We start from the raw sequence: 14960 nt of genomic DNA, 5'->3' as shown, positions 1-14960 counted from the left end.
TTAACGCGACTTACCCGCAGCCGAGAACTCGAGCATCTGCTCGGTCAAGTCGTTCGGGTAGGAGATCGTCACGTCGCGAATCGTGCCATTCTCTCCCGTAGTCGGCGTCAATCTTGGCATGACGTACCCGGTGTAAGAGGGCAGGTCGAGCTTCTTGACCCGGGCCAGGACCTCATCCCGAAGCATCGGATCGAAGTGGATCCCGTAAGTCTCGAAGAGCTTCTTGGCCGCCTCGTAGTCCCCTTCCGACTTGATCCGCTGGACTTCGGCCAAGAGTTTGCCGACTCCTTCATGAAACGCCTTGGCATCGATCATGACATAGTACGTCTTGCCCTCGCGCTGGCGGACTTCGATCGCCTTGGTGTGCTCCATCAGCCAGCGGACCACCATCTGGCGGTTCCGCATGTGGTCTTCCTCGATCTGCGCCCCCGTGGGGATCCGGCGCAGTTGGACCAAGCCGTTGCGCGTATAGTTCTCGTAGACGGCCTGGGTGACCTCGGCCTGGTCTTCGGCTTTGACCAATCCGAGTTCGGCCAGTCTGGGGTCGGGCATGAAGTAGAGCGCCACCAGATCGGCACGCCCCTCTTCCAGGGCCGAGTACTGCTCTTTGAGCAGGTCCTGGGGTTTTCCCTGGAGAGTCGGGGAGACCCGTCCCGAGGCGTGGCCGATCACCTCGTGCATATTGACCAAGAGCTCTCCGCCCAGCACGCTCCACTTCGTGGCTCGGGCCACTTCCTCGGGGGTCCAGGCGAACTCGGCCCGAAAGGTGGTCGGCGTCGACTTGTCACTCGCCTCCAGGACGTTCGAGAGCGAGACCGACTTGCTCCCGTAACGCTCGCGGACCTCCTGATCGTTCGGCAGGTTGATCCCGATCGGCGTAATCGGTCCGCAGTCGCCGGTCTCGATCACCACCTCAATGGCGTTGGCCGTGATCCCCTGGACGTTCGGCTTGCGATACTCCTTGATCCAGGGCATGTGGTCCTCAAACCACTGCGCATCAGCCGCAAGCTTGCGAATCTCCCCCGTCTTCTCCTGATTGACGAAGAAAACGACCGATTCCCACGAGCCTTTGACCCCTCGTGCATCCATATACACTTCAATAAACCCATTAATCGTATCGACGGGTGAATCCTTATCGCGAACCCAGGCGATGTCGTACTTCTCACGATCCTCGTTCGTACCCGTCCGATAGAATTGAACCAGCGCATGGAGGGCGTCCCGCATGGTCGCCGGCGCGTGCTTGGCCGCTTCCTCCAGATGCCCCACGATCCGCCTGATTTGCTCGCTATACTTGCCACCGATCCGGTAGGGCTCCTCCACCAGTCGGCCATCGCGATTGACCAGACGCGAATTCAACGCGTATTGCTCGCGGAACCCGTCGAGGTCCTTCATTTCGACCCCGACATAGAGGTTGTTCGCGCTCGTCGCGAGGATGTCCTTGCCCGGTCCCGGCGTCTTGTTGGTCACGATGGGCTCGAAGTTCGGATCGAAGAACGACGGCCGGAGCCGGTCGAGCAATGACTCCAGGGACTCACCCTTTTCCGAAGGAAACGTGGCCCCCGCCTTGGCGGCACTCTTGGCCGCGGCCGCGAACGCCTCGGGCGTGCACTTGAGGACGAACTTGCGTGCGGTCAGATGAGCATATGGCCCGCTGTTCAGCCAGAAGAGCTTGGTATAACGGCGAATCTCGTCGAGCGTCGCGGGATCAATTCCCTCGCTATGGGTCAGGATTGACTCGAGGATCTCGCGCATCGCAAGCGAGTGAACGTAGCGCTGATCGTAGTAGATGTCACGACCCGCGACCGCGGCCTGATAGAGGTGATAGAGCAGCACCTTCTGATCAAGCGGGAGCTTGGTGAATCCATCCGCATAAATTCTCGCGACAGCCGCTTCGTCGACGCGTTCGAGCAGGTAGGGCCGCTCGGCCTTCGGCTCGTCGGCAAGGACGGGAGCCACCAGGAGGGGAACGATGAAGGTTGCGAGCAACCAGGTAGTCGGGCGCATCCGTTTTCGACTCCTTGATTTTTTTGCGCGGGTGGAAGACAAACTCGATTCGCTTCGCCGGCTCGACGCTACGAGTTTTGGAGTGGTCGCCATGATAACAAGGGGACGGCCGCTCGGCATGGTCTTCTTCCTGATCGCTCGATTCCCTGAAAAACCACAAATATCGTGACCTCCTGGCTTATCCAAGCCAGCCCAGTGGTCGGTCTGAATTGTGACTGTTCCGGAACAGGACGGACTCATCGCCAGCGAGGCTGAGAATTCGCTCGCGACGGGCTACGCGGTCGGATCAGAACATTTTTTGTCGGCTTTACGGTATCATTAACGCCGCCCGGGGCGATCCGTGAAATCAGAGCGGAGTAGTCCATAGCATTACAAGTGTCTCTTGATGGTGGAGAATCGAGACGATGACGCAGGCCGCCCTATTTTTGATGCTGTCGCTGATTGCCGCCGAGCCTGCGACACAGCGATTCTTCACGATCGAAGTCGTCGACGAACAGACCGGCCGCGGCGTACCGCTGGTCGAACTCCGGACGGTCAACGACATCAGGCTCGTCACGGACAGCAACGGGATCGCGGCCTTCGAAGAACCGGGGTTGATGGACCAGCCGGTCTTCTTCCATGTCAGCAGTCACGGCTATGAATTCCCCAAGGACGGCTTCGGCTATCGTGGGAAGTCGCTTCCCGTTCGCGAAGGGGGTTCCGCCCAGTTGAAGCTCAAGCGGATTAACATCGCCGAGCGGCTCTACCGAGTCACCGGAGGAGGAATCTACCGCGATAGCGTGCTCGTGGGCCGCCCGAATCCGCTCCGGCAGCCGGTCATCAACGGCAAGGTCCTGGGCTCGGACAGCGTGATCAACGCTCTCTATCGCGGCAAGATCTACTGGTTCTGGGGCGACACGAACCGCCCCGCCTACCCCTTGGGAAACTTCAACGTCCCAGGCGCCACCTCGCTTCTCCCGGCCGACGGCGGACTCAACCCCAGGCAGGGCGTCAACCTCGAATACTTCGTGGGAGAGGACGGCTTTGCCCGCGCCGAGGCTCAGATGCCCGGAAGTGGGCCGACCTGGATCGACGGACTTGTCGTGCTCCGCGACGGAACCGGCCGCGACCGGATGTTTGCCGGCTACGCCAAGATCCGCAATCTTCTCGACGTCTATGAGCGAGGACTTGTCGAATTTGACGATGCGACTCAGCGTTTCAAGAAGGCTGCGACCTTCCCCTTGGACAGCCCGACTCTGCTCGGCGGTCACCCTTTTCTGAAGGTTGTCGACGGCGTGGAGTACGTCTATTTTGCAAAGCCGTATCCCCTGATCCGAGTCAAGGCCGACCCGGAATCCCTGGCGCAGCCCGAACGGTACGAGGCGTTCACCTGCCTGGTGAAGGGGAGCCGCCTGGACGCGCCGAAGATCGACCGCGCGGAGGATGGCTCACCCCACTATTCCTGGAAGACAAACACCCCGGCCCTCTTTGCCGCCGAGCAGGCAAAGCTCGTGCAACAGAATCTCCTCAAGCCGGACGAAGTCCTTCTCGCGTTGCAGGATGCCGACTCGGGCAAGGCAGTTTCCGCGCATGGCGGGTCCGTTTACTGGAACGACCATCTCAAGCGCTGGGTCATGATCACGGTCGAAGTCGGCGGCACTTCGTTTCTCGGCGAGGTCTGGTTCGCTACGGCCGACTCGCCGCTTGGCCCCTGGGTCTACGCCCGCAAGGTCGTCACCCACGACAATTACAGCTTCTACAACCCGAAGCAGCACCCGATGTGGAACGAAGAGGGGGGACGGAGCCTGTTCTTCGAGGGGACGTACACTCACACCTTCACGGACAACAAGGACGCGACTCCGCGTTACGACTATAACCAGGTCATGTATCGACTCGACCTCGCCGCCCCACAGCTCAATCTTCCGGTCGCCGTCTACCGGCACGGCGAAACGTTCGTCCTGGGCCAGCCGCACGGTAAGGGCACAGAGCCTTCCACCACGGCCGTTGCCTTTTTCGCCCTGGAGCGCCCGGAAGAAAAGTCTGTGCCGGTCTTTGCGACGAAGACCGAGGGCATCGCCAAGCTCGTTCTCGGCGCGGATCCCGACAACGAGAAGGCCTCCCCCTGTTTCCACGCCTTGCCGGCCGACGCGAAGCAGCCGCCGGCGACGACCGTGCCCCTCTTCGAATTCACGAGCCCCGACGGCAAGACACGGGTCTATTCCACGGCAACGACCTGGCCTGACCCCGGCTACCGCCGGGCCGAAGCCCCATTCTGCCGTGTCTGGCGGAACCCGACGCGCCTGAACTTGCCTCGGGAATAAACGCGCGGATCTCTTGAATTTCAGGCCCACGGCAATTCTTGATTTGAGCATTTTCCTTGCCCGCGGGGCTGTGCCACTGGCGACTGACGGTCGCCCCCCGCGGGACTGGAAAATGCGATCATGACCCGCTTCGTCTCCCGACTCCTGTATAATAATGGGAGTTCAAGCGGGCAGGCATCGGAGCCGTCACCCCTGCCGAAGCGTACGACCAACGAGGAGGAACCCGCGATGACTCGGCTTCCCAAGCAAATCCGGAACGCGACCCGAATCTTGGCGTTCGCGCTCCTGGTCCTGATCGTAACGGCGCCCCAGTCCCGCGCTCAGGTCGCCGGGTTCGGTGCCTATGGCTATCCTGGCTACGGTTACGGTTATGGCGTGCCCGGAGCCGTCGGCTTCGGATACGGCTATGGATATCCCCCGGTGGGCTACTACGGCTACGGAGGCGTTGTCGGTTTTGGCGTCGGCCTCGGATTCGGCTATTCCCCCACGAGCTACGGCTACTTCGGGAACGCGTATCCACCAGGGCTCCAGGCTCCCTTGATCTCCGGCGTCGGCGACACGAATCCTCTGATGGGGCTTGGCTTGACGCCCCTGGGAGTCCAGAGCGCCCTGTCCGAGGGAACCCTGCTCAGAGGCTCGCGTACACCGATCGCCGGCAGACCCGGCGCAGTCAATCCGCTTTCCGGAACCGGCCTGACCAAGCCGCCTCCTCCGCCGAGCGCGGCCAGCCAGTATTCCGGGACCGGCTCGGCTCGGCCACGTTGAGCTTTCGTGCCGGTCCTTTCACGGGCTGTCTCAGGCAAACTCAGTCGGTCGAAGCGGCTCCGTAACCGGGCTTGGGCGTGCCGTCTTTCTCGAGCTTGTCGCACGCCCAGAGGAGGCCGCGGGTCAGCATGTCGAGATAAACCTTATCGCGCATCGTCGTGTTGTTGTGCGCAAGGGTGGTGCCGAAAACGCGCCCTTTGCCAAAGGTATTGGTCCAGATGACCGCGTGATCCTTCTTGTTGTCGAGCGCGTAGGCCTGGGCCAGGGGCACGGCACCAGGCCAAACCTTCTCGATGGCATAGAGCTCTTCGTTCCCGGTGGTCCAGACGGCGGGAAAGCCTTTCATGATCGGATTGTCGGGAGCGAGGTTTTTGACCTCGAGCGGCTGCTGGGGCCCATGACGCCGCGTGGTAACGCCCACGCACTCACGCCATTCGTCGGTCTTCAGGTCACGAAAAGTGTGCATCGCACAATGGATCATGACCGCCGGGGTGCCCGCGTGATGCGCGGCCACCACCTGCTTGATGAAGTCGCGGTCGCCAACCCCGCTGAAGCATTCATTGTGGACCACCACGTCGTACTTCTTGGCCCAATCGGGATTCGAGTAGACGCTGATTTTATGATCATTCGAGGTGCCCCCTTCGTGGACAATCGTCCATTCGACCGGAGCTCGGGCACTGATGCCCTGGGAGATGATCACCTTCTGGGCGTCGTAGTCATGGCAGCAGCCCCCCGTGATGAGCAACGCACGCAGGGGTTTGCCCGGCGCGGAATCGTCGGCTCTTGCCGGTAATGACGGGGACAGAAACGCCCCCACGGCCACGGCCAACAGTGAGAGCCACCTTGGAAACAGACCCATCGTCACAGTCTCCTCGAAGTCGCTGGGAAACGCGGGAGAGAACGAGATCGGGAATCTCGCGTCCTACCCTATCCCAGCGGCGGACCGGACGATAGTTGGTAGCCTGGTCGCCGTTCTTCGAGGGATCACCCGACGTCAGAGGATCGAGGTCGTCGGCTCGAATTCGGTCGTTTCGAGGGGGAGCCGGATGATGAAGGTGGCTCCCTGGCCGAGTTCCGACTCGACGTCAATCGTCCCTCCATGAGCCCGGACGATGCCATAGCTGATCGACAGGCCCAGGCCCGTCCCTTCACCCACCGGCTTGGTCGTGAAGAACGGGTCAAAGATCTTGTGGCGGATCGCCGGATCGATCCCCTTGCCGGTGTCGGTCACATGAATCTCGACCCCCTCGTCGACCGCATGGGTCTTGATCGTCACCCGGCCTCCCGGGTTGGTGGCGTCGATCGCATTGGAGAGCAAGTTCAGGAGGACCTGGTTCAGCTCCCCTGGGTAGCAGGCCACGCTGGGCAGAGGGGCCAGGTCGGTCAGCAGATCCACCCCCTTGGTGCGGGCCCGGCCTCGGATGATGTTCACCGTGGATGCAATCCCGTCGTTGAGATTCACATTTTTGAAGTCCCTCTCATCGAGCCGAGCGAAGTCGCGCAGGTCTTTGACGATCTGCCTGATTCGCCTCAGCCCTTCGTTCGAGCGGTTGAGCAGCCCATCCAGGTTCTCGAGCATGAAGGGCAGATCCACCCGATCGGCACGTTCGCGGATCTTCGCAAGGAGTTCAGGGCGGTGAACGGCCAGGGTGTCGGAAGCTTCAAGGCAAAGCGTGAGCAAGTCGCGGAGGTGGCCCACTTCACGTTTGAGCACCGAGACGTCGCTGGTGACAAAGGCCAGTGGGTTATTGATTTCATGGGCGACCCCAGCCACAAGCTGCCCCAGAGCGCTGAGCTTTTCGGCATGGACGAGCTGGCTCTCCGCCCGCTTGAGCGCGTCGTGCGCCTGGCGTTCTGAGCAGATCGCCTCCTGGAGCAGCTCATTCTTGCGGAGCAGTTGTTCCTCGGTTAGCTTCCGATCGGTGATGTCGGTCGAGATCCCACCAACGCCCAGGGGCATGCCCAGCCCGGTCCGCAATGGAAATTTAATCGAGATATAGGTACGCATTCCTTCTTCGTAGTGAATCTCCTCCTCGAACGCGATCGGCCCCCCCTTGCGAAGGACATCCCGATCGTTGGCCCGCACCCGGTCGGCCTGTTCCCGCGGGAGAATCTCGTAATCAGTCTTGCCGAGGATCCATCCGTGGGGAATCTTGAACATTGTCTCATACCAACGATTTACGAGCACGAAGCGGCCATCGGCATCCTTGATGTAGATCACGGCCGTCGAGTTGTCGAGAATCGCCTGAAGTTGCTCCCGACTTTCCCGGAGCGCCTCCTCCGCTTCTTTCCGCGCCGAGACGTCGCGTGAGGCACACTGGATCTCGATGACCGCATTGGTGATCGGATCCCGAATCGTGCGGACCGTCGACTCCAACCAGATCAAGGAACCGTCCTTGCGGCGGGCACGAAAGGCGACCGTGGAGGTCTCGGGCGACAGGAGGGTCGTCTCGTGCGTCGAGGCGATTTCGGGCAGGTCGGCGGGATGAACGAAATCGTAGGGCGAGGTTCCGATCAGTTCCTCGGGTTCGTAACCGACGAGCGCGCGGCAGGCGGGCGAGGCATAGAGATACGTCCCGTCCGGATTGTGCCGCGAGATCATATCGGTGGAGTTCTCGGCGAGCAGGCGGTATTTCTCTTCGCTCTCCCGCTGCGCGAGTTCGGCCTTCTTCGACTGGCTGATGTCGCGGAACGCGACGACTACCACTTCGACCCGCCCCCCCTCGCCCTGCATCGGCGTCAGCATGGTTTGCCAGGTGCGAGTCACTCCCTGAGCCGTGAGCACGACCTCGCCGACAAGCGAGCGGCCCGTGTCGAAAACGGACTCGCGCTGAAGGCGCATGGCCTCGGTCGTAGCGAAGGGGAGGCCCAGTTCCTGCCAGGTCATTCCGAGGAGTTCGTCCCGCTCGCGGCCCCAGTGCAGGGCCCCCGGCACATTCACGTAGAGGATGGTCCCGGGGCGATCGCAGAGGTAGACGCAGTCAGGGGTCGCCGCGAGCACCGCGTCGAGCGTCCCGGCTCGCCAGTCAGGTCCCGCCGCCAGGTGGTTGTGGTGATCCCCGGTTCGGGCAAACTCCATGGTCGGAACTCCAAAGGGAGCCACAACGGCGCCCGGACTTGCCCGAAGCCATCCCCCGACCGGCGGGGTACTGGCAGGTCTTCCAGAGAAACCCGCGTAGCCATCGGGCTAGGGGAAAACCGACCCGTTCCGCTTGATGTCAGACGATGAATCGCGGCCACGGCCAATGACGTCGTGGAGTCCTTCCGCTAACCCGTTGATTTACGACGTTATCGTTCTGGATGCTACCAGGGGTCGGCAGGCCGGTCAATCGCGAGACATGAGGGCATACCGATGATTTTCTTCACGGGTCAGGTCAGGACGACACCCCCTCAATTCGGAGCAGAGGAAGGCTACGGAACGACGCGGAACGCCACAAGACGTTGTCGGCGGAGGGTGCAAATGCTAGGGTGAGACCTTGGAAATCGCCGTGGAATCCACGAGCGTCGCCGCCAGGGCGGATCGATTTGAAGGGCTGAGGGCACGCATGAGTTCACCGCGTTATCTCTGTATTCACGGTCATTTCTACCAGCCGCCCCGCGAAAACCCTTGGCTCGATGTGGTTGAGGTTCAGGACTCGGCTCAGCCGGATCATGACTGGAATGAGCGGATCACCCGCGAATGCTACGGCCCCAACACAAGGTCCCGCCTGCTCGATGACCAAGGCAGGATCCTCAATCTCTCGAACAACTACGCTCGGATGAGCTTCAACTTCGGGCCGACGCTCCTCTCCTGGCTAAAAACCTCGGCGCCCGATGTCCTCGCCGGCATCATCGAGGCCGACCGGCTCAGTCGCGAGCGTCGGGGGGGGCATGGCAATGCCCTGGCCCAGGTCTACAACCACATCATCCTCCCCCTGGCCAGCGCACACGATAAGCGGACGCAAGTGCTCTGGGGAATCGCCGACTTCCAACACTACTACGGCCACAAGCCCGAGGGCATGTGGCTGGCCGAGACGGCCGCCGACATCGCCTCGCTCGAGGCCCTCGCCGACGCCGGCATTCGGTTCACCGTACTCGCGCCGCACCAGGCGAAACGCTGGCGCCCCATCGGCAAGCAGGATTGGTCCGAGATCCCCGGCGGAATCGACCCCTCACGCGCTTATACGATCCGGCTCCCCTCGGGGAAATCGCTGGCGATCTTCTTCTACGATGGCAGCGTCTCCCGGCAGGTTGCGTTCGAACGGCTACTCGACAGTGGCGAGAAATTTCTCGATCGATTGCTCCGCGGATTCGACGACACCCGCCGCCACCCCCAGCTCATGCACATCGCCACCGACGGCGAATCGTACGGCCACCATCACCCCCACGGGGACATGGCCTTGGCCTACGTTCTCGACAGGCTGAGCCACGACCCGAACATCCGACTGACCAACTACGGCGAGTTCCTCGAACTCCATCCGCCGGAATGGGAAGTCGAGATCCACGACAAGAGCGCCTGGAGCTGCGCCCACGGCGTCGAGCGTTGGAACTCGGACTGCGGTTGCCGGACCCGGGGCGACTGGCACCAGAAATGGCGAGGACCGCTGCGCAAGGCATTCGACCAGCTCCGGGAGCAGATCGATCACCTGTTCGCGACGAGGGGCCGCGAGTGCTTCCCCGACCCCTGGGCGGCGCGCGACGCCTACATCGAGGTCATCCTTGATCGCAGCCCCCGCACGGTCCGCCACTTCCTCAAGGAACAGGGCCATCCCGACCTGGATGACACCCAGATTCGCGACGCCCTGCGACTCCTGGAAATGCAGCGCGACGGCATGCTGATGTATACGAGCTGTGGCTGGTTCTTCGACGAGATCAGCGGCATCGAGGCGACCCAGTGCCTCCACTACGCCGCCCGCGCCATGCACATGGCCAAGCACTTCCACCGCGACTTCGAAGGCAAGTTCGCCCAGGCGCTGAAGCCTGCCCTGAGCAACGTTCCTCAGTTCAAGACCGGACGCGGGGTCTGGGACCAGATCATCCGCCCCGCCGTGGTCGACCTCGATCGGGTGCTCGCCCACTACGCCGTGAGCCTGATCTTCCCGCCCCGCGAAACGAACACGCGGCTCTATTCGTTCAACCTCGACGTCCTCGACCAGGAAGTCCGCGGACGAGGCGCCAGCCACCTGGCCGTAGGCCGGCTTCGCGTCCGCTCGGACCAGACCTGGGACGAGGCCGAAACCGCATTCGTCGTCATCCACTACGGCGGCCTCGACTTCCACACGGTCCTACGACATACCGACTCCGTCAAGGAATATGAAAACTTCAAGCTCCGACTGATAAACGTCTACAAGACGGGCTCGATGGCCGACGTCACCACCCTGGTGGCCCGCGAGTTCGAGGGGAAGGTTCGCCGGCTCGACGACCTGTTCGTCGACGAGCAGAGACGGATCATCGGGATCGTCCTTCAGGACCGGATCGAAGACTATCAGCGAACCTTCGAGCGGCTCTCCTCACTCGACGACGACGTGCTCAACCGTCTTGGCCAGATGCACTACCCGATCCCGAAGCCGCTCCATGAGGCCGCGTCGTCCTACTTCGACCTCCAGTTGAAGCAGGAACTCTCGGAACTCCAGCCGGATGGCAGTCTCGCCCGGATCCAGGGGATTTACGAGCGAGGCCGGACCTGGGGCTATCAACCCGAGCGAGGGCCGCTGGAACAGACAATCTCGCAGGCCCTCAAACGGCTTCTCCGTGGTCTTGCCCCGGACGCCGACCTGACGGCGATCGTCGCCCACGCGGCGCTCCTGCTCGACGCGGCCACCTTCCTGAAACTCAGCCCCGACCTCTGGCAGGTACAGAACCAACTGCTCGACGTCTACGTCCAGCTCTCCGACTCGGAGGCAATGAATCCGTCGCTTCAAAATGTTTTCGCCAGCCTGGCCGTCAAGTTGAACATGAGCCAGCACTTGCTCGGCTGGCGTCCTTGATGGGTTGCAATCCCCCCTTTGATCCGTGATTCTGGTTGCGTGGTCCGTGGCCACCCGACACGAAGAAGAGACCGCCTTGCCCCAGCCAACCTCCAGTTGAGGGATCCGTTCGATGCCACTCCAGATCTTGCCAGCGACTCCGCCGTCAACATCAACCCGAGCCGATGAGGCCCGCCACGGCTCGCCGAGCCGCCGCGAGTTCCTGGCCGGACTGGCCGCAGGCGGAGCGTCTTTGCTGCTCGGGACGCCCGCCCGAAGCGCACCGAACGAGGATCCGGGGGCGTGGTACGCCTTGGTCTCCGACATCCACATCGCGGCCGATCCGTCGACCCGGTTGCGCGGGGAGGTCATGGCCGATAACCTTCGCGCCGTCGTGTCCGACATCCTCGCCGCGGACGCAGCGCCTCGCGCCGTCCTGATCGATGGCGACCTCGCCGTCCAGAAGGGGCAATCCGCCGATTACCGCACCGTCGTCTCGCTCCTGGACCCGCTCCGAAAGGCGAAGTTACCCATCTACCTGGGACTCGGCAATCACGACGATCGGACGAACTTCCGCGAGGTACTCCAGGGCGTCATCCCGCTCGAATCCAGGGTTGTCGACAAACAGGCCGAGGCGGTCGACGGCCCTGGGCTCCGGTTCGTCGTGCTCGACTCGCTCGACCAGTGCAACGTCACCCCCGGTAAACTCGGGAGCGCCCAGCTCGACTGGCTTACCGCCGAGCTGGATGCACAGCCCGAGAAACCGACCCTCGTGTTTGTCCATCACAATCCCGTACCGGTGCAACCCCCGCCGACGAGCTTGCTCGACACCGAAGCTTTTCTGGCCATTCTTCGCCCTCGACGCCAGGTCAAGGGAGTCGTCTTCGGCCACACCCACGTCTGGAACGTGCGCAAAGAGGAAGATCTCTACATGATCAACCTCCCCGCCGTGGCTTATTCGTTCGCGCCGGCGCAGCCGCTGGGCTGGTGCCGGTTCCGCCCCGAGCCGGGTGGCGGCCAGCTCGAGCTCCGCTGCATCGGAGGCAATCGCGAGGCCGACCGTCAGCGCATCGCCTTGCGTTGGCGTGAGGCGTAATCCTCGTGGAAAACGGCATGCCTGCCATGACACCCGGACTTGGCAAATCGGGGTGGTCATGGCAGAGTGTACAGTCAGGAGCAAACGCAGATGCAACCAACACCGATTGCTCAGACCGACGCTGCTGTCTTCGGACGGCTTATCAAGCCGAACCATGGCGATTTCTCGCCCACCGCGGCCCGTGAGATTCTGAGCCTCCAATTCGATGACGACGACAAAGCACGGATGCACCAGCTTTCCCTCAAGGCCCAGGAGGGAACGCTTACCCCCGATGAACAGGCCGAGATCGAGAGTTACCGGCGGGCTGGGTCCATGCTCGGCGTCCTCTGGTCGAAGGCACGGCTTTCCTTAATCCGTGCGGGCTTGGGCGTCGCCAATGGACACCATACTTGAACAACTTGTTTGGCGACGGGCCAAATCCCGTTGCGAATACTGCCAGCTTCCCAATGAATTCTCGCCCCTGACGTACGAAATCGACCACATCATCGCTCGTAAGCATCAGGGACCGACCACGGCCGAGAATTTGGCCCTCACCTGCTTCTTCTGCAACAGTTACAAGGGGCCAAATATCGCCGGGGTGGACCCAGAGTCCGGACGGATCGTGCGACTATTCCATCCCCGAAAGGACCGCTGGAAACGACATTTCGCATGGAATGGCCCGTTGCTGATCGGGCAGAGCCGCATCGGGCGAGCAACGATCGCGGTCCTGGAGATCAACCACCCTGAGTTCGTGGCCTGGCGAGAAGTTCTGATTCGCGAAGGGGCGTTTCCTCCTTAGCTCGATGGAGTGCCGGTTGGACCATGGGAGAGAGAAACGCAAAACATCAAGGCATAATCACGCGTCCAAGGCCAAACTGATCACCGTTGCGGACCGGCTTGGCTCCGGCGAAGTCGATCTCGAGCATCTTTTCGCTCTGCACGGCCGCGCCATGTTCGTCGGTCAGGCTGGCGATGATCTTCCGGGTTGCGGTCTCGATCACATCGCCGGTCGAGGGGTAGGCATAGCGGCCGTCGAGGGTGAAGGTCAACCAGCCCGGCTCGTCGCGGACCTTGAGGCTTTCGAGTTGTTTGGGGGGCTCGGTCGTGGCATCGAAGATGTGAACGTGCTCGTTGTGGGCGTCGACAACCCAGACTTCTTTCTCGTTGGGCGTCAGGCCAATCCCGTGGCTCGGGCAGCCATGCCGCTTGACCGGCCCCTGCTTGTACCCGGCCACCTCGACGCGATGGAGCGGCTTGCCCGTGGTCAGGTCTCCCACCTCGAAGCCAAGCAACTCATTCACGTTCACAAAGCAACGGGTCTGCCGGCCGTTGACCGTGAACGGGCGGATGCTCTGACTGAACGGGCCGACGGTCCGCTCGGCCTTGAGCGCCTTGGTGTCGGCGACGGTCAGGAGAGGCGACTTCAGTCCGGCCAGGTAAGCTTCCTTGCCATTCAGCCCCGCGACCGTGTTGTGCGCTCCGGAGCGGGGGACGATCTTGGCGAGCACGTCACCGTTGCGGGCATCGACCACGTGCCAGTGGTCTTTCTCGAACGAGGGGAGATAGATCGCCGAGCCGTCCGGGGTCATCGACATCCGGTCGCAACCTCCTTCGTAGGCTCGTTCCCAGAGGATTTTCTCGGTGACGAGGTCGAGGCACGTGAGCGTCTTGGTCGTGCTGATATAGATGCGCTGGGTCGCGGCATTGGCGCAGACCCCTTTGACGTTGTCGGGCTTCCCCTTCTCGTCGAGCCCCGCGATCGGGATCCGCTTCACGAACTTATGGCCGTGGTCGATGTCAAAGACGAGTAATCCGTGGCCGCCGTACTCGAGGTAATTGCGAATTCCGGGCACGGCCACGTAGAGCAACCGGCGTTCCTCGGCTTCCGCGGCCGAAGCCTGGCCGAGAAGGCCCGCATCAATCACGAGAAATGCGAGCGCGGCGAGGAGCCTGCGAAAGAACAAGGCGTGCTGACTCATCATGGGAGTTTCGCCTGATTTCGATCCACGTTGTGGGTTCGACTCGCAAGCGGCGGAGGGATTTCCGCCTCACGCGAGCGCCTGATTGGTCCGACGTCCCCAACAGTAACCCGCGCCGTCGGCCGCCACAACGCTCGACTTTCGACGAGTCGCTGTCCGTTTGTCTCGCCACCATCGGCCTCGCTTTGATAAGATACGGGGACCAGCCCCCTGGCAGTCGGGCGAGCCCGAGCCGGTGACTGGCTGTGGGAAGATTCGTCGTGGCCCCGAACGCAATCCACCCGGACCGTGTCTCATCAAGCGACGTCACGGTATCGGATCGGGCGTCGACGGGCGTGACGACCCGAAAGAGGAAAGGCAAACATGACGATCGTGCAGCGAATGCGGGCCAGCCTGACCGAGTCGATGAAAGCGCGCGACGCGACGCGAACGCAGTTCCTGCGTTACTGGATCGCCGGCCTGACGCTCGGGACCGGTGAGGAAATGCCCGACGCCGACGCGATCAAGAAGATGCGCGGCGTCCTGAAGGAAGCCAAAGGAGGGACCACCACCTTCACCCCCGAAGAACTCAGCTTGCTGCAAGACTGGGTCCCCCCGGCCATGACCCGGGAGCAGGTCAGCGAAGCCCTCGCTCCCATCGCCGAGCAGATCCGCAAAGCGCCGAAAGAGGGCATGGCCATCGGCATCGCCATGAAGACCCTGGCGGGCCAGCCCGCGGACAGCGACGACGTCAGGGCCGTGATCGCCGAACTGCGTCAGAGCGCCGAAGGCGCTTGAGGGATGATGGGTCGGATCTGACTACGCACTCAGAAAAACGCCACGTGCCTGGATCCGACGTCATTGACCTCGACACCGATCTGAACCCGATCGATTACTCCGGCGCTCGGACGCC

General features: G+C 62.3%; 11 protein-coding genes. 7 read left to right on the top strand and 4 right to left on the bottom strand.

Going from position 1 to position 14960, the window contains the following annotated elements; translation table 11 throughout:
- The gene (locus V5E97_RS10855; RefSeq protein WP_406699341.1) at positions 1 to 2004 is read right to left on the bottom strand and encodes a dipeptidyl-peptidase 3 family protein; all 2004 of its coding nucleotides are present in this window, start codon (positions 2002 to 2004) and stop codon (positions 1 to 3) included.
- A gap of 404 nt (positions 2005 to 2408) precedes the next feature.
- Here V5E97_RS10855 and V5E97_RS10850 point away from each other — a divergent pair, with 404 nt between their 5' ends.
- Positions 2409 to 4304, top strand: coding sequence for a hypothetical protein (locus V5E97_RS10850; RefSeq protein WP_406699340.1), 1896 nt, complete (start codon positions 2409 to 2411; stop codon positions 4302 to 4304).
- Between the two features lie 228 nt (positions 4305 to 4532).
- On the top strand, positions 4533 to 5069 hold the full coding sequence (locus V5E97_RS10845) for a hypothetical protein (RefSeq protein ID WP_406699339.1): 537 nt from the start codon (positions 4533 to 4535) through the stop codon (positions 5067 to 5069).
- Between the two features lie 40 nt (positions 5070 to 5109).
- Here the strand turns inward: V5E97_RS10845 and V5E97_RS10840 are convergent, their stop codons facing one another.
- Together V5E97_RS10840 and V5E97_RS10835 are read right to left on the bottom strand one after the other, a co-directional pair.
- Positions 5110 to 5928, bottom strand: coding sequence for a ThuA domain-containing protein (locus V5E97_RS10840; protein ID WP_406699338.1), 819 nt, complete (start codon positions 5926 to 5928; stop codon positions 5110 to 5112).
- 135 nt (positions 5929 to 6063) lie between these two features.
- Complete coding sequence (locus tag V5E97_RS10835) at positions 6064 to 8148, bottom strand: PAS domain S-box protein (protein WP_406699337.1); 2085 nt, start codon at positions 8146 to 8148, stop codon at positions 6064 to 6066.
- Positions 8149 to 8614: 466 nt separating this feature from the next.
- Between V5E97_RS10835 and V5E97_RS10830 the strand changes: the two genes are divergently transcribed.
- The 4 genes from V5E97_RS10830 to V5E97_RS10815 all read left to right on the top strand — a co-directional run bounded on the left by V5E97_RS10830 (position 8615) and on the right by V5E97_RS10815 (position 12888).
- The gene (locus V5E97_RS10830) at positions 8615 to 11035 is read left to right on the top strand and encodes a DUF3536 domain-containing protein (RefSeq protein WP_406699336.1); all 2421 of its coding nucleotides are present in this window, start codon (positions 8615 to 8617) and stop codon (positions 11033 to 11035) included.
- A gap of 112 nt (positions 11036 to 11147) precedes the next feature.
- Positions 11148 to 12110: a metallophosphoesterase family protein gene (locus tag V5E97_RS10825; RefSeq protein WP_406699335.1), complete on the top strand. Its 963-nt coding sequence runs from the start codon at positions 11148 to 11150 to the stop codon at positions 12108 to 12110.
- Between the two features lie 90 nt (positions 12111 to 12200).
- A complete protein-coding gene (locus tag V5E97_RS10820; protein WP_406699334.1) occupies positions 12201 to 12503 on the top strand; it encodes a hypothetical protein in 303 nt (100 codons plus the stop codon).
- Positions 12487 to 12888 (top strand): HNH endonuclease, encoded by a 402-nt coding sequence (locus V5E97_RS10815; protein WP_406699333.1) that lies wholly within the window; start codon positions 12487 to 12489, stop codon positions 12886 to 12888. The genes V5E97_RS10820 and V5E97_RS10815 overlap by 17 nt, the downstream gene beginning before the upstream one ends.
- 46 nt (positions 12889 to 12934) lie before the next feature.
- Here V5E97_RS10815 and V5E97_RS10810 read toward each other — a convergent pair whose 3' ends face one another.
- The gene (locus tag V5E97_RS10810; protein ID WP_406699332.1) at positions 12935 to 14071 is read right to left on the bottom strand and encodes a YncE family protein; all 1137 of its coding nucleotides are present in this window, start codon (positions 14069 to 14071) and stop codon (positions 12935 to 12937) included.
- A gap of 360 nt (positions 14072 to 14431) precedes the next feature.
- On the opposite strand from V5E97_RS10810, the gene V5E97_RS10805 reads away from it, so the two are divergent.
- Positions 14432 to 14845: a GatB/YqeY domain-containing protein gene (locus V5E97_RS10805; protein WP_406699331.1), complete on the top strand. Its 414-nt coding sequence runs from the start codon at positions 14432 to 14434 to the stop codon at positions 14843 to 14845.
- The last annotated feature ends 115 nt before the right edge of the window (positions 14846 to 14960 follow it).

The sequence above is a fragment of the Singulisphaera photorubra genome (genome assembly GCF_045290345.1).
Lineage (GTDB): Bacteria > Planctomycetota > Planctomycetia > Isosphaerales > Isosphaeraceae > Singulisphaera.
Note: the sequence above shows the minus strand (reverse complement) of the source record. Positions and strands in the feature narration are given on the sequence as shown.